Here is an 18,451-nt window from a genome sequence, read left to right as displayed (position 1 = left end):
AAACTAACTAAAATGTATTGCAATGGATAAAACCATGATGTATAATCTAAACAAGTTAAGTTAATGATGTTTAAGTTGTCTTTGGTTTAGAGTACAACGAAGTGCCGACCGAATGCCTGTGTGCGTTCCGGTCGGCTATTACTTTTTATAAGGGGGTGCGTATTGTGTCGGGTAACAGCATATTAGCATCGAAGAAGCACGGTGTAACAGGACTTCAGATAATGATGCTGGGCGATGTTGAAGTAGATGCGCCATGGACAGATGGATCGATTGGATTTACTGGGCATTTATACTGGAATGAAAACAATCGAGTTACCATTATTTCTGAAGCAATCCCTCCTGTAACAAGTAGCAAATCTTCTAGCGAAAAACTTAGTGATTTATTAATGACAATCTGTTTAGAGTATCCCTTCTGGAATGATTTTCGTATATTGGATTTTTTAAATAAGCGTGGTATTTCTATGGCAATGGAAGAATTGCGAAATCTGCGTACAGAGTGTGGTATTGAAAGTAGAGAAGATGTATGCCTGGAGTTAATGCGACTCTATTTTAATAAGGAAATAGAGTTAGACAAAAAGCAGGTACAGTTCATTGAACGATTGAATCCGGCGTTTCGTGACCGAGATTTTCCAGCAGTTAGACCGGGGGATTTACTAGTATATGAATGTATCTTCTTCCGAAGGTTAAATAAAATGTTTTATCTTCACTTACTATTTGATTTATATAATGGATATGCTTTTGGCAAAGTCAGTCGTCGTTGTTCTGGTGAAATAGGGCTAAAGTTGTTGCAAGAAAAAATTGCTCCTTTTTATCGCAGAAGAGGTTATGAGATTCATACTATTTTGCATTCTCTCAAATCGACTCGAGATCACTGGGAAGCGGAAGAAGGGAAGATTGAGGGCAGTATTCTAGCGATGGGCATCAAGTGGTTAGAGCCTAAGCATGAATTTGGCATTATACAACGTTTTCAACGAGATTTCTTGGATGACTTTTTCAGTGAGGCAGAAGCGTTTGACGTATCATTAGGAATGATCCAACCTGCTTTTGATCGATGGATGATAAAATATAATGCAGCCTGTCCTTTCCATCAAAGGCGTAATCTATTAGGGCATAGAGATGATTTAGAAAATGATAGGATGACGTTGCAAGCCGAATGTAATTAAGACCACAAAATCCGAAACAAATAATAAAAAGCCTCATGAGTATTCGTGGTACTCATGAAGCAAATAAAAACCTTTTATAAGTATTCGTGGTATTTATGAAGGGACTGGAACTTTAATCCCAGTGGCGCTAGGTCTATTTGGTTTACCCATTTTTCATATAAATAGGTCTAATTATTCAGTAAGGGTGGTGATTTTATAGGTTTAGACGATAAAAAGCTTCATGAGTATTCGTGGTACCCATGAAGCTAGGCAAACTTTATAATCCCAGTGGCACTAGGCTCATTCAATTTACCCGTTATAGATTATAACACGTTGGTTCTCTTTTTTCAACATGGTAAAAATGAATTTGCTGGGCAATCAAAGTGAAGGTGAAAGTAGCACCAATCTTTTAGAGCTAAAAAATAAAGTAAGGGTGGTTTTTGAAAATGACAAGAAAAATAGCGATTTATGGTAAAGGCGGAATTGGAAAATCGACCACGCAACAAAATACGGCAGGAGCAATGGCACATTTCTACGATCAGAAAGTATTTATCCATGGCTGTGATCCAAAGGCTGATTCAACTCGTCTTATTCTTGGTGGGATGAACCAAAAAACATTAATGGATATGCTTCGTGATGAAGGTGAGGAAAAAATTACTGTTGAGAAAGTTGTAAAAGATGGGTACTTGGGAATTCGTTGTGTGGAGTCAGGTGGTCCTGAGCCTGGGGTAGGGTGTGCAGGTCGTGGTGTAATCACAGCCATTGACCTTATGGAAAAGAATGGAGCATATACATCGGATTTAGATTTTGTGTTCTTTGATGTACTTGGTGACGTTGTATGCGGTGGATTTGCAATGCCGATTCGTGATGGTAAAGCGCAGGAAGTGTATATCGTTGCTTCCGGAGAGATGATGGCGATCTATGCAGCAAACAATATTTGCAAAGGTCTTGTTAAATATGCGAAACAAAGCGGTGTGCGTCTTGGTGGGGTCATTTGTAATAGCCGTAAAGTAGATAAGGAAAGAGAATTCTTGGAAGAATTCACTGCTGCAATCGGCACACAAATGATTCATTTTGTACCGCGCGATAATATCGTGCAAAAAGCTGAATTTAACAAAAAAACAGTTGTGGAATATGACGCTGAGTGCAACCAAGCGATAGAATACGGAGAGCTAGCACGCAAGATAATCGAGAATAAGAATTTTGTTATTCCTAAACCTCTCAGCATGGATGAATTAGAGGCCATGGTTGTTAAATACGGAATTGCTGATTAATTGAAAACAAAAAAACTAAGGGGAGAACACATATATGATTATGGTTAGAGCAATTGTTAGACCCGATAAAAAAGAAGTGGTTCTTGATGAGCTTTCTAGCGCTGGGTTTCATGCTGCTACTGTAGTGGATGTTGTAGGCCGCGGTAAACAAAAGGGTATTAAGTTTGGCGATGTTGTATATGATGAAATTCCTAAAAGTCTAATCATGCTAGTGATTAATGATGAAGATAAAGATGATGTATTGGATGTTATTCTCCGCCATGCTAAGACTGGTGAAGAAGGAGCCTTTGGCGATGGGAAAATATTTATCAGTTCTACGGATGAAGTTTATACCGTTTCCAGCGGCGTTGCTGGGCTATAAGGAGATGGCGTTATGAAAGAAATTATAGCCGTAGTAAGGATGAATAAGGTCAGTGCTACAAAAAAGGCACTAGTACAAGTGGGGGCTGCTGGTTTTACAGCCTTGAAGGTCATGGGGCGGGGCAGATTGGTCGAGGATAAAGCTATCATTGCTGAACGTAGGGCAACCTTATTAGCATTGGCTCAAAAAGATGATCAGAATACGGAAAAACTGATAACCGAATTTTTAGACGGAACCCGTCTATTTCCCCGCAGGATGTTTACCGTTCTAGCTCATGACGAAGATGTGCCGAAGATTGTCGCAGCTATTATTGACGTCAATAAAACGGAGTACAATGTTGGTGATGGAAAAATCTTTGTGCTGCCAGTGCTTGACGCAGTTAGGGTTAGAACTAAGGAGTCTGGGAATGCAGCAATATAGCTAACGCCATTAAAATGAAGGAGGAACCAATCATGCCATATCATAAATTTAAATGTAGCGAGTGTATTCCTGAAAGGGAAAAGCATGCTGTTATAAAAGGTCCTGGTGAGGATATAACTTCGGCTCTTCCTCTTGGATATCTTAACACCATTCCGGGGTCGATCTCAGAACGTGGCTGCGCGTACTGCGGAGCAAAACATGTTATTGGTACACCGATGAAAGATGTTATCCATATGAGCCATGGGCCAGTCGGATGTACCTACGACACTTGGCAGACCAAGCGTTATATCAGCGATAACGATAACTTTCAACTCAAATATACCTATGCAACGGATATGAAGGAAAAGCATATTATATTTGGTGCCGAAAAATTGCTTAAGCAAAACATTATTGAGGCGTTTAAAGCATTTCCAAAGATCAAAAGGATGACTCTCTACCAAACTTGCGCTTCAGCACTGATCGGAGATGATATCAATGCGATTGCTTCAGAAGTGATGGAAGAAATGCCCGATGTGGATATCTTCGTTTGCAATTCTCCTGGTTTCGGTGGACCGAGCCAGTCAGGGGGGCATCATAAGATCAATATCGCCTGGATTAATCAGAAGGTGGGCAACGTTGAACCCAAGATCACTAGTGACTATGTTATTAATTATGTTGGTGAGTATAACATTCAAGGTGATCAGGAAGTCATGGTGGACTATTTCAAGAGAATGGGCATTCAGGTTCTTTCCACCTTTACTGGTAATGGCTCTTACGATGATCTTAGGTCGATGCATCGAGCACATCTTAACGTACTGGAATGTGCCCGTTCCGCTGAGTATATCTGCAATGAGCTTAAAGTAAGATATGGCACACCACGGCTTGATATTGACGGATTTGGCTTTGAAGCATTATCGAACTCACTCAGAAAGGTTGGCTTATTCTTCGGAATCGAGGACAGAGCACAAGCGATTATTGATGAAGAAACCGCCAGATGGAAACCGGAAATGGATTGGTATAAAGAACGTCTGCAAGGTAAAAAAGTATGTTTGTGGCCGGGCGGTTCCAAGCTTTGGCACTGGGCTCATGCCATTCGTGAAGATATGGGTGTCAATGTTGTCTCGGTGTATACAAAATTTGGTCATCAAGGTGACATGGAAAAGGGTATAGCCCGGTGTGAAGAAGGAGCTCTTGCTATTGATGATCCTAATGAATTAGAAGCACTCGAAGCCATGGAAATGTTAAAGCCTGATATTATATTCACTGGGAAGCGTCCTGGCGAAGTTGCCAAGAAGATTCGAGTTCCTTACCTCAATGCCCATGCCTATCACAATGGCCCTTATAAGGGATATGAAGGCTGGGTCAGGTTCGCACGGGACATTTACAATGCGATTTATTCGCCGATTCATCAACTTTCCTTTGTAGATATCAGCAAGGATGAAATACCTACAGATACAAGTTTCTTAACACAAAAGATGATCTCCGATGTGAATTTGAGCGAAGAGGTAACTGCTTCAAAAGAACTAAGGGAGTATACGGGTAATTATGATACCATTACAGCATTGCGCAACAAGACGTATCCTGATTTCCCAGCAGAAAAAAGACTCTCAGCGGTATAAGGGAGGATAGTGATGGAGGATATGATGAAAGACAGAGTTGAACAACTAGTAGATTATATTATGAAAAACTGTTTGTGGCAGTTTCACTCTCGTGCCTGGGACAGAGAAAAACAAAATGAGGGAATCTTGACGAAAACCATGCAGATATTATGCGAAGAACCTGTTGAAAAGGAAACTCCGACTGATAAATGTTATTGGGTAGATGCTGTATGTTTAGCTGATGCTTTCAAATCTCGTTATGCGTGGATGGCTACGCTGGACAAAGGAGAGATTAAGTTACTTATGCAGGGGCTCAAAGATCGCATAGACTACCTAACTATTAAAGGATCCCTTAATGCAGAACTTACTGACCCGCATTATTAAGTCTGACAATCAAAACTGTGCCGTCACGGCGGACGCAAAATAAAATAAATGGGAAAAGGAGTATTTCTATGCATTGTGAAGTGAAAGAAAAAGAGCGTGCCGGCGTTATCAACCCAATATTAACATGCCAGCCTTGTGGCGCGCAGTATGCCAGTATAGGAATAAAAGAATGTATTGGGATCGTTCATGGAGGACAGGGTTGCGTTATGTTCGTCCGCCTGCTATTCTCCCAGCATTTTAAGGAAAGCTTTGAAATTGCTTCTTCCTCTCTCCATGAAGATGGTGCGGTGTTTGGTGCTACTCATCGCGTTGAAGAAGCCGTCGATGTACTTTTAATGCGGTATCCTCATGTGAAAGTCATACCTATCATATCAACCTGCTCGACGGAAGTCATTGGCGATGATATTGATGGTGTCGTTTTGAAGCTTAATAACGGACTTTTAAAAGAAAAATATGCTGACCGGGAAGTTCATCTGATTCCTATTCATTCACCCAGCTTTAAGGGAAGTATGGTAAGTGGTTACGATGTTGCGGTGAAGGATATTGTAAGTCATTTTGCAAAACCAGATAAACCAAACGGAAAACTCAACCTAATCACTGGATGGGTTAATCCAGGAGATGTAACAGCACTTAAACATCTTCTAGCCGAAATGCAGGTGGATGCGACTGTTCTTTTCGAAATTGAAAGCTTTGATTCTCCTGTGATGCCAGACGGGAACTCGGTTTCCTATGGCAGCACGACGATTGAGGATCTGACGGGAACGGCAGATGCGTTGGGAACCATCGCGCTAAATAGATATGAATGTGGTCTAGCTGCGAAATATCTTGAAAGCGAATTTGGCATTCCGACCATCGTTGGACCAACCCCTATTGGCATCCGCAATACAGATATCTTTCTTCAGAATCTGAAAAAATTAACTGGTAAGTCAATTCCTAAATCTCTCGTTCATGAGCGAGGTATCGCCCTTGATGCGTTGACCGACCTTACCCATATGTTTTTTGCGGATAAGAAAGTCGCTATCTATGGAAATGCCGATCTTGTTATTGGTCTTGCAGAGTTTTGTCTCGACCTTGAGATGAAACCTGTGCTGCTCCTACTCGGCGATGACAATACCTCCTATCCGAACGATCCTCGCATCAAGGCGCTGCAAGAAAATGTTTCTTTTGACATGCAGATTATTATGAATGCAGATTTATGGGAACTAGAAAACCGGATTAAGAACGAGGGACTTGAACTTGATCTTATCTTAGGTCATTCTAAGGGACGATTTATTTCTATCGATAACAATATTCCTATGGTACGGGTGGGTTTCCCTACTTACGACCGTGCGGGACTGCACCGTCATCCAGTCGTTGGCTACGCAGGCGCGATGTGGTTGGCTGAAGAAATGGCAAACACCCTGTTTGCCGACATGGAGTACAAGAAGAACAAGGAATGGATTCTCAATGTTTGGTAAGGCCTGTGAATGCATTAAGTTTCTGAGCATCAATTTATTATAAGAGTTAATTGGACGTTGGTTAGATTCTGCCAGTTCCTGATTGTGATCAGGTTCTGGCAGAATCATTAAGAAAAGGATATAAAAGAAAGAATTATCATAGAAGATTGAGGTGAAAAATATGGATTGCTCAGGTTCAACACCGGATACCAAAATGCAAACGGCTACTACTATGTTGGAAAAGACCAAGAAGCATCCTTGTTACTCCTTTGACGCTCATCAAAAATTTGCTAGAATGCATCTCCCTGTTGCGCCCTATTGTAATATTAGTTGTAATTATTGTAATCGTAAATTTGATTGTGTAAATGAGAGTCGTCCAGGTGTAACCAGTGAAATACTTACGCCACAAGGGGCCAAAAAAAAATTTGATAGGGTAAGCGAAAAGGTTGAAGAGCTTAGTGTGGTAGGAATTGCAGGGCCTGGGGATGCCTTAGCTGATTGGGGAAATACGCGAGAGACGATACGCTTAATTCGCGAGAAAAACCCACAGATTGTTTTTTGCCTTTCAACGAATGGATTGCTGTTGCCTGAATATGCCCAGGAAATTGTGGAACTCGGCGTAACCCATGTAACAGTAACGGTGAATTGTTTAGATCTTGGGATTGGAGCTAAGATCTATAAACATGTTAATTATAAGGGACAGCATTATGAAGGGGAAGCAGGCGTAAAAATTCTGATTGAAAACCAATTGGCTGGTATTCTAAAACTTACAAGCCAGGGAATCATTGTGAAAATTAATATTGTGATGCTGAAAGGTATTAATGACCAACATATTCCAGAGGTTGTAAAAAAGATGAAAGAACTTGGCGTTTATGTTACTAATATTATGCCACTGATTCCAGCTAAAGGTAGTGTTTTTGAAAGTTTTCCGCAAACTACAATGAAAGATGTCAATGAGATGAGAAATTCTTGTGAATTAGATGTCATGCAGATGCGTCACTGTAAACAATGTCGTGCAGATGCTATTGGGCTGCTTGGTGCGGATCGATCCCAAGAATTCCGGGATAATGAGTCAACGCTTATGTCTTTACCAAGTATTGAACAAGAGAAAAAAACTAAAATCGCTGTAACTTCGCAGCAAGGAAAATTGGTTAATTTGTATTTCGGTCATGCTACGGAAAATAAGGATTACTGTTTACGCAGCAACAGCTAATGTAGAATGTAACTTTTCAAAATTGGAAGGGAGAGTGCTCAAATGAGACAGATGGTGATGGTCGCTGATCAGACAGTAAATGAAGCATTACGTTTAGGGATACCAATGACTACAATTGAGTTGATGATACCTATTTTGAAGAAATATGGAGTAGAAAGTGTAGATGTGTCATTTTGTTATTTTCCAGCAAATGGTATCGAACTAGTGCAGGCTTCGTTACTACCCTTGATGCGCTGCAAAATTTACTCTTCCTTTGAGGAAATAGCAAAGGTCAGACAAATGGGCTTCTCAAAAGTGATCATTACCTGGCGCCATCAGCCTCAGCATTCATCTTTGGATCAGCTCACAAATGCATTAGCTACAGTCCGAGAATTTGCGCAAGAAATTTATCTATGTATTGAAAATGCTGCGGATCTTTCTACCTCTGAATTAGCTTTATATTGGTCACTTTTGCTGTGTTATAAAGTTAAACGATTTATTTATCAAGACGTGGGAAGTACTTTAGAGCCTTTTGGTGTATGCCAAAATCTAGAGCTATTACAGCAGACAATACCTTGCCCGATAGAATTTCATGGACATAATGCCTATGGCTTAGCTACAGCCAATAGTCTTGCTGCACTTAGATCGGGGGTTGAATATGTAGCAACAGCAGTGGGTGGTGTGGGAGCGCCAAATCATGCTGCCATGGAAGAAGTTTTAATGGCGGTGAAACATTTATGGAAGCAAGATCAAATATCATCGGGAAGTTCCTTGACGAAAGATTGTATGGAAATTTTGTCGTATATGGGAATTGAGTTACCTGTTGATAAGGCATTGATTGGCCGCGATGTATTCGCCCATGAGTCGGGAATACATGTGGATGGTATTACAAAAAATCCGTTACTCTATGAAGTTATTCAACCAGAAGAAGTAGGGCAAATAAGGCAATTAATTATTGGTAAGCATTCTGGTACTGCTTCTCTTAAAGTGAAATTCCAGCAATGGAACCTAGAATTAGATCAGGCAGAAGCGTTAGAGATGCTTGAAAAAGTCAGGAGACTTGCATCGGTACAAAAAAGACCATTATCTGATTTACAGCTGCATCAACTATATTGGCGGAGAAATCAAATCGATCAAAGTCAGCTTGGCTAGCCGCCAGGAATTAGGGAGGGATTTATCATGGGAGGTAAGATGGGATTCCAACTTGTTGATACGACCTTTCGTGATGGTGAGCAATCGGCAGGGGTTGTTTTTTCTACCGAAGAAAAAATAAATATGGCAATTGCTCTCGACCAGGCTGGTGTTGCTTGGATTGAGGCTGGTACACCAGCAATGGGAAAAGAAGAGCAGGAAACCCTGCGTTCTCTTTTGAGTCTACCTTTGCGGGCAACTCTAATTGCCTGGAATCGGGCAGAGTTAGCAGATATCCGAGCATCCTTGGACTGTGGTTTTTCGTGCATTCATGTTTCATTACCTGTATCTGATTTGCATATTTTCCAGAAGCTAAAAAAAGATCGAGAATGGGTGATGAAACAACTGAAGATGGCATTGCAGTTAGTGCAAAGTTATGGCTGTACCATTACCGTAGGTGCGGAAGATACTTCAAGGGCCGATTCTGATTTTTTCCTGCAATTTGCTGACGTTGCTGCTCAATATGGGGCTACGAGGGTTCGATTTGCTGATACGGTAGGCTGTCTTGATCCATTTATGACCTTCGATCGTTTGCAAGATTTAGTCAAACGCTGTTCCCTGCCCATTGAGTTTCATGGTCATAATGATTTTGGCTTGGCCACTGCAAATACTCTAGCAGCCTTTCAAGCTGGGGCAGCGTTCGCAAGTGTTACGTTAGCGGGTATTGGGGAAAGAGCGGGAAATGCATCTTTGGAGGAGGTTACGGCTTCCTTAGAAAAATTTTATGGATATCATTGCGGCGTTAAAACAAGTCAGTTAGGTCCATTGGCTGAGCTAGTTGCTAAGGCTAGCAGTAGACCCCTATTTCCCTATCGGCCAGTGGTAGGATCAATTTGTCGAATGACTATGTAGCAGTGAGCATGAGAGGGTAGTATCAAAAAGAGGAGAAAAATAATGCAGAAAATTGTTCACCATTATTTTGCCTATGGTTCTGATATGAATTTGGCACAAATGCAGCAAAGGTGTTCTAGCCCAAAGGTGCTTGGAATTGCTCGTTTGCCTGGATACAGAGTCGAGTTTTATGGATATTCTGCCATCTGGGATGGAGCGCAAGAAACGGTAATTACTGATCCAAAATCGGAAGTTTGGGGCGTATTATACGAATTACAATTTTCTGATTGTGAGCAACTAGACTTTTATGTAGATGCTCGTTTTGATGGTACAGGACCGTATTTTCACTATCCATTGGATGTAATCGATGTAGAGCAAAAAACGATAGATACTAGGATTTATAAAAAAGATAAATGCGGGGAAGAGGCATCTCCTAGTACGGAATATCTCAATTTCATTATACAAGGAGCAAAAGAACAAGGTTTACCCGAAGACTATATATCACTTTTGCAGAGTAAAATTACAAAGCCTGCTACCTATGCTGTGCCGATCCTGCGAAAGTCTAGATTCAGTTATATGGCTGCAACTTGTGGTGATTGTGGGCAATGAGTATTCTATTTAAAATCAGTTAGGAAAGGACAGAAAAAGGATGAGACTTCACTATTTGCAGCATGTTCCATTTGAGAATCCTGGAAGTATCCTAACGTGGGCGAAAGAAAATGGTCATGTTATAACAAATACGCAATTGTATCAAAATGACCATTTGCCAAAGCAACAGGATTTTGATTGGCTTGTGATCATGGGGGGGCCGATGAATATCTATGAAGAGGATCAATATCCATGGCTTGCCGCTGAAAAGGCTTTCATTAGGGAAGCCATTGCATCTGGTAAAGTAATTATTGGTCTATGTCTCGGAGGCCAATTGATTGCCGATGTAATAGGCGGCAAGGTTACTCAAAATCCGTATAAGGAAATTGGCTGGTTTGCTGTTCATTTAAGCGAGGAAGCAAAGTTATCACCTTTATTTTCTTTTTTCCCTGAGCAACCAGTTGTATTCCAGTGGCATGGAGATACTTTCAGTGTTCTGCCAGAAGAGGCGAAATGTATAGCACAAAGCCAAGCTTGTAAGCATCAAGCCTTTATTTATAAGAAAAGAGTATTTGGATTTCAATATCATATGGAAAACACCCTGCCCATCATTGAAGGCCTCGTAGAAAATTGCAGGGACGAAATGGTTCCGGATCTTTATGTGCAGACACCGGAAGAGCTCTTAGCTCACCCTGAATATATTGAACAAAATAATAAGTGGATGAATCTGTTTCTTACACAACTAGAAAAAATGTACAGAAAGGGTGAGCTTTAATGCAGCAAGTTAGTTATACAAAGAGAAATTGCACAGATCAGAATAAAATTGAAACATTTCTTCTAAAAGAAAGAACTGGCGTACTTGGAATGGTAAGCGATAGTTTGCCATATGCCGCTCCGGTGAACTATGTATGGCACAAGGGTTCTATTTACTTTCACGGCATGGGCTCGGGTAAAAAGGTAAAGATTCTTTCTGAAAATCCGCCTGTTAGTTTCACAATCTATAAAGAACGTGGGACTGTGACAGATCCGGTGCCCTGCCATGCTGATACATCATATATGAGCGTGATGCTTTTTGGAAAAGCTGAAAAGGTAACGGATTATGAAGAGGCCGCTGAGGTTCTTCAGGAACTGCTTGAGAAATTTATGCCCAAGTATTACAGTCATCCTTTAACCAGTACTTTGATTGAGAAGTATCGCTCTGGCATGGACGGGAATGGGGTTTTGGTGTATCGGTTAACGCCACAGGAAATGACGGCCAAAGAAAACGCGGTGGAAGCTGGCGATTTGTTCAAGCAAGAAGCATAATAACAATAGAACAGGAGTATAAAGTAAAGGTGCTTTGAGAATACTATCCCAAAGCGTCTTTTTATTCTATATTCCTTGTTGGCATTCGTCCAGCGTCTGGAAATTATGAATAAAGTAAAAACATGTTTTGTGGCATGTCATGTTATTGTGTATAGAGAAGCTAACGATTTACGATCTAGTAGAATGTTAGCTTCTCTAAATAAAATAAATAGATTGAATGCGATGTAACATATATGTATAATAAAGCTATATCAAAGTATAATGGTTTATGTACAATGACGTACCGACTGAGGTGTATTTATGCGCCTCGAGTCGGTTTTTATTTTAAACTTGTAGCAATTAGTTTTAAATGGCAGCGACTTAAAAGCAAAATGGATATAGTTACAAATAATATGTTGTAAAAATGCTAGGAGGGAAAGGTGTGGAACGGATACAGCTTACTATGACAATTGGTGAAATTATTAAGATCTATCCTGAAACGCGAGAGGTATTTATTAATAATGGATTCTCCATTTTCGCCGATGATACAGTCATAAAGCAGTTAGGAGTAGTTTTAAAATTAAAAACGGCTTTAAAAAGTAAGGGCATAAATCCTGCACCATTTATCTTGTTATTAGAAGAAAAAATTGCCGAAAGACAAGGATACAAAAAGCTAGAGACTACTGTGCTTGAAAATAGTTCAAAACATTTAAATATGTTGTCCTTACTGCCTTGTCCCTTAAAGGTTCCTATGCAGAGCGAATTAAAACTTTTTTTGGACTATTTGAGGGAAGAAAAAAATCTGCCACTAAATTATTGTATTGAATCTTTCTTTAATGATCATCTCGATTACGAAGATTATCTAGAGTATTTTGAAGAGGCTGATGAAATACCTGATATCATCATGACTGCTGGCTATAGTTTCTTTTATAAAAATTTCATGGAGCGGTTTGTTGCGAAAGGAGTCTTCGCCGATGTAATAAACCGCCCTATACATTCACGCCTAGCCGAAAGTGGTATTATCGATCCTGATGGTCATTTTAGTGTGATTGCGATTAATATTCTAGTTATGGTAGTGGATGAAAATCGTCTAGGAGGGGTTCCCATGCCCCAATCATGGGGGGACTTGTTAAAGCCTGCTTATGAAAATAAAGTGGTGATGCGGGGGCATGGCGATATTTTCTGCGACGTTGTACAAATGAATTATTATAAAGATTATGGGGAAACTGGTGTTGAGCAATTAGGACGTTCGGTTAAATATGGCTTACATCCGGCGCAAATGATAAAAGAGTTAACTAGTAATCGTAGTGATGTACCGCCTATTCATATTATGCCTTACTTTTTTTACAAAACAATGAAGGAATGTACAAATATAAAGGTAATATGGCCAGAAGAAGGGGCGCTGAGCTATCCCGTTTCTGTGTTGATAAAAAAGGATAAAATGGAAGAGTTGCAAGAGTTGACGAATTATTTGATGGGGCCTGAAATTGGGAGGATTTGTTCTGATGCACATTTTCCTGCTGTGCACGCTGATATAAAAAATACCCTCCCTGAAAAGGCAAAGTTAAAGTGGCTAGGCTGGGACTTTATAAAGAACCATGATATGAAAGTTCTCGTGGAAACAATGAATGATAAGTTTATGAGTGTCTATCGTCGTGGAGGAAAGAAAATATGCAGTTAATAACCGTTGCAGGACCACCGTCAGCAGGGAAAACCTCAGTAATAATAAAAATTATTGAAGCTCTTCAAGATGAAAAGCTGAAAGTGGGGGTGGTGAAATTTGATTGCCTATCTACCCAAGATCAGATTCTATATCAAAAAAAGGGCATTGAAGCAAAGATTGGTCTATCGGGAAATATTTGTCCAGATCATTTTTTTGTGAGTAATATCCAGGATTGCCTAGCATGGGCGCAAAAAAATAAATTTGATTTGTTAATTACTGAAAGTGCTGGTTTATGTAATCGGTGTTCTCCTCATATTCGTAATGTCATGGCAGTATGTGTGATTGATAATTTGAGCGGAGTGAATACTCCGAGGAAAGTTGGACCTATGCTTAGACTGGCTGATATTGTTATTATCACAAAAGGGGATATTGTTTCCCAGGCCGAGCGGGAAGTATTTGCCTTTCGAGTAAAACAGGCAAATCCAAGTGCTATGATTGTTCATGTAAATGGTATTACAGGTCAAGGAGCTCGAGAAGTTGGGCAGATGTTTAAAACATCTGAAAGTGTGGAAAGTCTTACGGATTATCATTTAAAATTTTCTATGCCAGCAGCTACCTGTTCCTATTGTTTGGGGCAAACCCGCATCGGTCAAAACTTTCAGATGGGCAATGTGCGTAAAATGGATCTGAGTTAAGAGATAGATAATAATGAACTTATGTTACTAGGAAGGTGGGAGTGCCATGTGGGATAGTCTAGGCCTAATGACATTGAAGCAATTATTTAGTACGTATCCCTATGCGATGGACTTTTTTTCCTCACTACCGAATCTTCAGCAAAGTGGGGAATGCTCTGTTGCCCAGTATTTTGATGTTATAGAGGAAGATACGCTACAAGATTTAGGGATAGGACGCCAAGAACTACTAGATCAATTTCTTTTGTTTATGATACAAATGGAGAAATTAAAAGAAGATAAAATCAAAATCCAGTCGATTACTATCTTAGGCGGCAATGACAAGAATGGAAAACCAGAAGAGATAGAACTGACGATACAAGCAGGGGAAATTGTCTGTATTGTGGGACCTACTGGTTCCGGAAAGAGCAGATTACTTGCCGATATTGAATGGGTGGCACAAAAAGATACACCCACGAATCGTAAAATACTGATAAATGGACAGCTGCCTGACATGAAATGCCGTTATTCTGTTGAACATAAGTTAGTAGCCCAGCTTTCCCAAAATATGAATTTTATTATGGATCTGACAGTAGACGAATTTGTCAGTATGCATGCGGAAAGTAGGATGCTGGAGAATATAGAAGAAATAAAAAGTCATATTATCGCCAAAGCCAATGAATTGGCGGGGGAGCAATTTACACCAGACACACCTGTTACATCGCTGAGTGGAGGGCAGTCTCGAGCGTTAATGATCGCTGATACGGCCTATCTCAGTTCATCACCGATTGTCTTGATAGATGAAATTGAGAACGCAGGCATTGATCGTCAGAATGCCCTACGCTTATTGATTGATAAACAAAAGATTGTACTCATGGCTACCCATGATCCCATATTGGCATTAATGGGGGATAAACGAATTGTGATTAAAAATGGCGGTATCAGTAGGGTCATTGAAACCTCTGAGCAGGAACGAAAAAATCTAGTGACATTGACTAAAATAGATCAAAAAATGCTGGCGATTCGGGAAGTGTTACGCAGTGGTGGACAAATTGACAACATTTTATTGGACATACAGATAACATAGGATGTATTTTATATAGCTAGCTATGTGAAAATATAAAGAAGACTTGATTCAGATGGAGTTTTAACTCCATCTGAATCTTAGCCCTTCTTATCCAGGGACTTAGCCGCTCTTAACTCCCACTTATATAAGTGAGCCTTGGGTCCGGAGACCCTTAGAACGAACTTATTTCGAGTTTACAGCCTGTTTCCCTGACCGTCAAGGGCAGGGAATTACAGACTGTTAACGAGATAAGTGAGCCTTGGATTCGAAAATCCTTAGAGCGAACTTACTTCGAGTTTACAGACTGTTATCCTGACCAGAGGGAAGGGTGTTACAGACTGTTAACGAGATGAAGATGAGAGTCTTAGAGCGGTTTAGTCATCGGATAAAATGATGATAAAGTTTGTATCCAAGAGCTTAGCTCTTTTGTGCAAAAATATAATAAGAGAGGGGATATTACTATGAAAATCAGCGGTAGAAACAAATTACAAGGCGTTGTCAAAGAGGTAGTAAAAGGCACTGTAATGGCCAAAGTTGTAGTTGACTATAAAGGAGATGAAATTGTCGCTACTATCACTGTGGATTCAATTGATGATTTGGGACTGAAAGTAGGAGATGAAGTCACTGCACTAATCAAGTCCACAGAAGTTATGATCATAAAATAATAATTCTACATAAGAAAGTATATGATTTTGTCAAAGAAGACGAAAAAAGATGATGAACCACAGAGGCACAGAGAACGCTGAGGGGGATTTTATAACTCTATCTATCTTTTCCTTTTCTCTGTGTCCTCTGCGCCTCTGTGGTTTTTAAAATATGTGTTAACGTTTTTCTCTTATTATGGACTAATAAAAGTATTGAAAAGAGCTTCTTGTCGTTTTACCGTTGGCATTCATGTTCCAAGAGGGTGGTGGTTCAGATACCTGCCGGCCTTGATGGAGAAAGATTACCTCGCTGCCGAGGGCTTGGGCTTCTTCTGGTGAATGGGTAACAAGTATAAATGGAATATTCCAGATTTCTTGCAACTTTTTTAACTCATCTTGTAATTCATAGCGACTTTGGGCATCGAGTGCCGATAAAGGTTCATCTAACAAAAGAATCTGTGGTTCAGCCATTAATGCACGAGCCATAGCCACTCGTTGTTTTTCTCCGCCAGATAATTGGATTATCGTTCGATGGGGTAAATGCTCAATTTTTAATAGGGTAATGAGTTTTTCATACAAATCATTTGCTTGCTGGCTATGTGTTTTCACTCCATACCAAATATTATGTTTTACATTCATATGAGGAAATAGTGCAAAGTCCTGAAACATATAGCTGACATTCCTACTTCTAGGTGGTAAATGAGTCGCTGCTTTCGAAGAATAAAAAACAGTTTTATTAGATACAATGCTACCTTCATCTGGTTTCATTAAGCCTGCTATACAACGTAAGATGGTTGTTTTACCACAGCCGGAAGGACCGAATAAAACAAGGGTTTTATTCGGAGCAGTAAATGAGATGTCTAAAGTGAAGTCAGATAATTTTTTCGTTATATCTACTGTTAGCATAAAATACTCCTTCCTATTGCTGTTTCAGCTAATGTGTTTTTCCTTTCCAATGATTCAGACCGAAAATAATAGAAAAGGTGAGTACACTAATGATGATTACATACATCCCTGCAGTTACCAGATCATTTGATTCTGTTGCGAAGTAAATCGCCAAGGGGATAGTTTGGGTTTTACCAGGAATATTACCGGCAATCATAATCGTAGCACCAAATTCTCCTAAGGTTCTTGCAAAGGATAATACCAAACCGGATACAAGACCTGGCCAAGATAATGGGATCGTTACTGTCCAAAATACCCGCCACTCGCTAGCACCTAGAGTACGAGCGGCATCTTCCAGGGTTTTATCAATACCCTCAAAAGCTGCTTTAGTACTTTGATACATCAGTGGAAAGGAGACAACAGTACCAGCGAGAACGGCGGCAGATTGAGTAAAAATAATCTGCATATTGAAATATTTTGTTAGTAGGATACCCACTGGTCCTTGTTTACCAACTAAGACTAATAGTAAAAAACCAATGACTACAGGAGGTAAAACTAAGGGCAGAGTAAAAAATGATTCTAGAGCTGCTTTACCTGGAATATCTATACTTCTCATCACATAAGCCGATAATACTCCAAGAAAAAATACAAATAGTACTGAAATAGAAGCAACCTTGATTGAGAGAATAACGGGTTGCCATTCAACCATATTTTTCACCTGCGCCATCTTATTATATTTGTATAATATAGATTACAAACGCACTAAAGATTTGATAAATCAAGATCGCAAGAACACTGCATTCCTATACTGTACCGCTTTTATAAGATCCTGACAACTCAAATAGTTAGTGCGTTACTATAATTATTTACTCATGGTAAATCCGTATTTTTCAAATATAGTTTTACATTCAGGAGTGCTTAGATAGGCAAGGAAATCTTCAGCGGCTTTTTGTTGTTTGGTTCCTGACAAAATAGCAATGGGATATAGGATTGGTTGGTGAGAACCTTCTGGAGCAGTAGCAGCAATTTTTACTTTGTCACTGGATGCGGCATCCGTTTTATAAACGATACCAGCTTCTACGTTGCCTGTTTCCACATAAGTCAAAACAGTACGGACATCTTTTGCGAGAACGGCTTTATTTTGTATTTTGTCCCAAATTCCTAATTTCTTTAGAACTTCTTGTGCGTATTGTCCTGCTGGTACGGATGCTGTTTCCCCGATACTTAGTTTTTGAACTTCATCTTTTGCTAAATCTTCATATTTTGTGATGTTGAGGGTCGAAGCTGTAGGTACAATAATAACCAGTTTATTTTCTACCAAATTCTTACGAGTAGCTTTATTCACTAGATTTTTTTCTTCTAAATCATTCATTTGTTTTGGAGCTGCAGAGATGAAAATATCAGCGGGAGCGCCTTGCTCAATTTGCTTTTGGAGAGCGCCTGATGCTCCAAGGTTATAAACTAGTTTTATATTGGAATTTTTCGCCTCATAATTTTTTTGGATTTCAGCAAGGGCATCTTTTAAACTGACAGCTGCAGATACGTTTAACTCAACTTTCTCTGGCGGTGTGGCTGGAGCTGCTGGTTTTTCGCCACTGCACCCTGTAGTTATGGCAGCTACTATTAGTAAGGCTGCCATTAAAAATACTAGTAAACGATTTTTCATTTGAATTGCCTCCTCTGTTTTTTATTAATTAGTATACTTTATAAAGAAGACTTGATTCAGATGGAGTTTTAACTCCATCTGAATCTTAGTCGCACTTATCCAGGGACTTAGCCGCTCTTAACTCCCACTTATATAAGTGAGCCTTGGATTCGAAAATCCTTAGAGCGAACTTACTT

20 protein-coding genes are annotated in these 18,451 nt (G+C 39.9%); 17 read left to right on the top strand and 3 right to left on the bottom strand.

Annotated elements, in window-relative coordinates; genetic code table 11:
• Positions 1 to 164: 164 nt before the first annotated feature.
• From UFO1_RS19215 to UFO1_RS19135, 17 genes are all read left to right on the top strand, one after another.
• A complete protein-coding gene (locus UFO1_RS19215) occupies positions 165 to 1,163 on the top strand; it encodes a hypothetical protein (protein WP_236639253.1) in 999 nt (332 codons plus the stop codon).
• Positions 1,164 to 1,588: 425 nt separating this feature from the next.
• Positions 1,589 to 2,416 carry a nitrogenase iron protein gene (gene nifH / locus UFO1_RS19210; protein ID WP_038673518.1) on the top strand — a complete coding sequence of 276 codons (828 nt, stop codon included), beginning with the start codon at positions 1,589 to 1,591 and terminating at the stop codon, positions 2,414 to 2,416.
• Between the two features lie 34 nt (positions 2,417 to 2,450).
• Positions 2,451 to 2,777, top strand: a complete 327-nt coding sequence (locus UFO1_RS19205; RefSeq protein WP_038673517.1) for a P-II family nitrogen regulator — start codon at positions 2,451 to 2,453, stop codon at positions 2,775 to 2,777.
• A 12-nt stretch (positions 2,778 to 2,789) separates the two neighbouring features.
• Positions 2,790 to 3,197 carry a P-II family nitrogen regulator gene (locus tag UFO1_RS19200; protein ID WP_038673516.1) on the top strand — a complete coding sequence of 136 codons (408 nt, stop codon included), beginning with the start codon at positions 2,790 to 2,792 and terminating at the stop codon, positions 3,195 to 3,197.
• A gap of 32 nt (positions 3,198 to 3,229) precedes the next feature.
• Positions 3,230 to 4,795, top strand: coding sequence for a nitrogenase iron-iron protein, alpha chain (gene anfD / locus UFO1_RS19195; RefSeq protein WP_038673515.1), 1,566 nt, complete (start codon positions 3,230 to 3,232; stop codon positions 4,793 to 4,795).
• A gap of 12 nt (positions 4,796 to 4,807) precedes the next feature.
• On the top strand, positions 4,808 to 5,158 hold the full coding sequence (gene anfG / locus UFO1_RS19190) for a Fe-only nitrogenase subunit delta (protein ID WP_038673514.1): 351 nt from the start codon (positions 4,808 to 4,810) through the stop codon (positions 5,156 to 5,158).
• A gap of 68 nt (positions 5,159 to 5,226) precedes the next feature.
• Complete coding sequence (gene anfK, locus UFO1_RS19185) at positions 5,227 to 6,615, top strand: Fe-only nitrogenase subunit beta (protein ID WP_038673513.1); 1,389 nt, start codon at positions 5,227 to 5,229, stop codon at positions 6,613 to 6,615.
• A 160-nt stretch (positions 6,616 to 6,775) separates the two neighbouring features.
• On the top strand, positions 6,776 to 7,807 hold the full coding sequence (gene nifB / locus UFO1_RS19180; protein ID WP_236639252.1) for a nitrogenase cofactor biosynthesis protein NifB: 1,032 nt from the start codon (positions 6,776 to 6,778) through the stop codon (positions 7,805 to 7,807).
• A 42-nt stretch (positions 7,808 to 7,849) separates the two neighbouring features.
• A complete protein-coding gene (locus UFO1_RS19175; protein WP_038673512.1) occupies positions 7,850 to 8,938 on the top strand; it encodes a pyruvate carboxyltransferase in 1,089 nt (362 codons plus the stop codon).
• A 27-nt stretch (positions 8,939 to 8,965) separates the two neighbouring features.
• A complete protein-coding gene (locus UFO1_RS19170) occupies positions 8,966 to 9,829 on the top strand; it encodes a homocitrate synthase (RefSeq protein WP_038673510.1) in 864 nt (287 codons plus the stop codon).
• A 42-nt stretch (positions 9,830 to 9,871) separates the two neighbouring features.
• Positions 9,872 to 10,417 (top strand): gamma-glutamylcyclotransferase family protein, encoded by a 546-nt coding sequence (locus UFO1_RS19165; protein WP_038673508.1) that lies wholly within the window; start codon positions 9,872 to 9,874, stop codon positions 10,415 to 10,417.
• A 40-nt stretch (positions 10,418 to 10,457) separates the two neighbouring features.
• Entirely contained in the window at positions 10,458 to 11,171 is a 714-nt protein-coding gene (locus tag UFO1_RS19160; RefSeq protein WP_038673506.1) for a type 1 glutamine amidotransferase, read from the top strand.
• Positions 11,171 to 11,701 carry a pyridoxamine 5'-phosphate oxidase family protein gene (locus UFO1_RS19155; protein WP_038673504.1) on the top strand — a complete coding sequence of 177 codons (531 nt, stop codon included), beginning with the start codon at positions 11,171 to 11,173 and terminating at the stop codon, positions 11,699 to 11,701. The genes UFO1_RS19160 and UFO1_RS19155 overlap by 1 nt, the downstream gene beginning before the upstream one ends.
• Positions 11,702 to 12,122: 421 nt before the next feature.
• Positions 12,123 to 13,361, top strand: coding sequence for an ABC transporter substrate-binding protein (locus UFO1_RS19150; RefSeq protein WP_038673502.1), 1,239 nt, complete (start codon positions 12,123 to 12,125; stop codon positions 13,359 to 13,361).
• Positions 13,352 to 14,038, top strand: coding sequence for a GTP-binding protein (locus UFO1_RS19145; protein WP_038673500.1), 687 nt, complete (start codon positions 13,352 to 13,354; stop codon positions 14,036 to 14,038). The genes UFO1_RS19150 and UFO1_RS19145 overlap by 10 nt, the downstream gene beginning before the upstream one ends.
• Before the next feature lie 46 nt (positions 14,039 to 14,084).
• Positions 14,085 to 15,101 (top strand): ATP-binding cassette domain-containing protein, encoded by a 1,017-nt coding sequence (locus UFO1_RS19140; protein ID WP_038673498.1) that lies wholly within the window; start codon positions 14,085 to 14,087, stop codon positions 15,099 to 15,101.
• Between the two features lie 440 nt (positions 15,102 to 15,541).
• Positions 15,542 to 15,745: a molybdopterin-binding protein gene (locus UFO1_RS19135; RefSeq protein WP_038673496.1), complete on the top strand. Its 204-nt coding sequence runs from the start codon at positions 15,542 to 15,544 to the stop codon at positions 15,743 to 15,745.
• A gap of 180 nt (positions 15,746 to 15,925) precedes the next feature.
• On the opposite strand, the gene UFO1_RS19130 is transcribed toward UFO1_RS19135, so the two are convergent.
• The 3 genes from UFO1_RS19130 to modA all read right to left on the bottom strand — a co-directional run bounded on the left by UFO1_RS19130 (position 15,926) and on the right by modA (position 18,275).
• Positions 15,926 to 16,630 carry an ATP-binding cassette domain-containing protein gene (locus tag UFO1_RS19130; protein WP_038673494.1) on the bottom strand — a complete coding sequence of 235 codons (705 nt, stop codon included), beginning with the start codon at positions 16,628 to 16,630 and terminating at the stop codon, positions 15,926 to 15,928.
• 28 nt (positions 16,631 to 16,658) lie between these two features.
• Positions 16,659 to 17,318: a molybdate ABC transporter permease subunit gene (gene modB / locus UFO1_RS19125; RefSeq protein WP_038673492.1), complete on the bottom strand. Its 660-nt coding sequence runs from the start codon at positions 17,316 to 17,318 to the stop codon at positions 16,659 to 16,661.
• 153 nt (positions 17,319 to 17,471) lie between these two features.
• On the bottom strand, positions 17,472 to 18,275 hold the full coding sequence (gene modA, locus UFO1_RS19120; RefSeq protein WP_038673490.1) for a molybdate ABC transporter substrate-binding protein: 804 nt from the start codon (positions 18,273 to 18,275) through the stop codon (positions 17,472 to 17,474).
• Positions 18,276 to 18,451 lie beyond the last annotated feature (176 nt).

The sequence above is a fragment of the Pelosinus sp. UFO1 genome (assembly GCF_000725345.1).
Taxonomy (GTDB): Bacteria; Bacillota; Negativicutes; order DSM-13327; family DSM-13327; genus Pelosinus.
Note: the sequence above shows the minus strand (reverse complement) of the source record. Positions and strands in the feature narration are given on the sequence as shown.

What these genes read in the sequence shown, in the direction of transcription:
- nifH (WP_038673518.1), top strand. Translation starts at nt 1,589, where the DNA reads ATGACAAGAAAAATAGCGATTTATGGTAAAGGCGGAATTGGAAAATCG.
- UFO1_RS19205 (WP_038673517.1), top strand. Translation starts at nt 2,451, where the DNA reads ATGATTATGGTTAGAGCAATTGTTAGACCCGATAAAAAAGAAGTGGTT.
- UFO1_RS19200 (WP_038673516.1), top strand. Translation starts at nt 2,790, where the DNA reads ATGAAAGAAATTATAGCCGTAGTAAGGATGAATAAGGTCAGTGCTACA.
- anfD (WP_038673515.1), top strand. Translation starts at nt 3,230, where the DNA reads ATGCCATATCATAAATTTAAATGTAGCGAGTGTATTCCTGAAAGGGAA.
- anfG (WP_038673514.1), top strand. Translation starts at nt 4,808, where the DNA reads ATGGAGGATATGATGAAAGACAGAGTTGAACAACTAGTAGATTATATT.
- anfK (WP_038673513.1), top strand. Translation starts at nt 5,227, where the DNA reads ATGCATTGTGAAGTGAAAGAAAAAGAGCGTGCCGGCGTTATCAACCCA.
- nifB (WP_236639252.1), top strand. Translation starts at nt 6,776, where the DNA reads ATGGATTGCTCAGGTTCAACACCGGATACCAAAATGCAAACGGCTACT.
- UFO1_RS19175 (WP_038673512.1), top strand. Translation starts at nt 7,850, where the DNA reads ATGAGACAGATGGTGATGGTCGCTGATCAGACAGTAAATGAAGCATTA.
- UFO1_RS19170 (WP_038673510.1), top strand. Translation starts at nt 8,966, where the DNA reads ATGGGAGGTAAGATGGGATTCCAACTTGTTGATACGACCTTTCGTGAT.
- UFO1_RS19165 (WP_038673508.1), top strand. Translation starts at nt 9,872, where the DNA reads ATGCAGAAAATTGTTCACCATTATTTTGCCTATGGTTCTGATATGAAT.
- UFO1_RS19160 (WP_038673506.1), top strand. Translation starts at nt 10,458, where the DNA reads ATGAGACTTCACTATTTGCAGCATGTTCCATTTGAGAATCCTGGAAGT.
- UFO1_RS19155 (WP_038673504.1), top strand. Translation starts at nt 11,171, where the DNA reads ATGCAGCAAGTTAGTTATACAAAGAGAAATTGCACAGATCAGAATAAA.
- UFO1_RS19145 (WP_038673500.1), top strand. Translation starts at nt 13,352, where the DNA reads ATGCAGTTAATAACCGTTGCAGGACCACCGTCAGCAGGGAAAACCTCA.
- UFO1_RS19140 (WP_038673498.1), top strand. Translation starts at nt 14,085, where the DNA reads ATGTGGGATAGTCTAGGCCTAATGACATTGAAGCAATTATTTAGTACG.
- UFO1_RS19135 (WP_038673496.1), top strand. Translation starts at nt 15,542, where the DNA reads ATGAAAATCAGCGGTAGAAACAAATTACAAGGCGTTGTCAAAGAGGTA.
- UFO1_RS19130 (WP_038673494.1), bottom strand. Translation starts at nt 16,630, where the DNA reads ATGCTAACAGTAGATATAACGAAAAAATTATCTGACTTCACTTTAGAC.
- modB (WP_038673492.1), bottom strand. Translation starts at nt 17,318, where the DNA reads ATGGTTGAATGGCAACCCGTTATTCTCTCAATCAAGGTTGCTTCTATT.
- modA (WP_038673490.1), bottom strand. Translation starts at nt 18,275, where the DNA reads ATGAAAAATCGTTTACTAGTATTTTTAATGGCAGCCTTACTAATAGTA.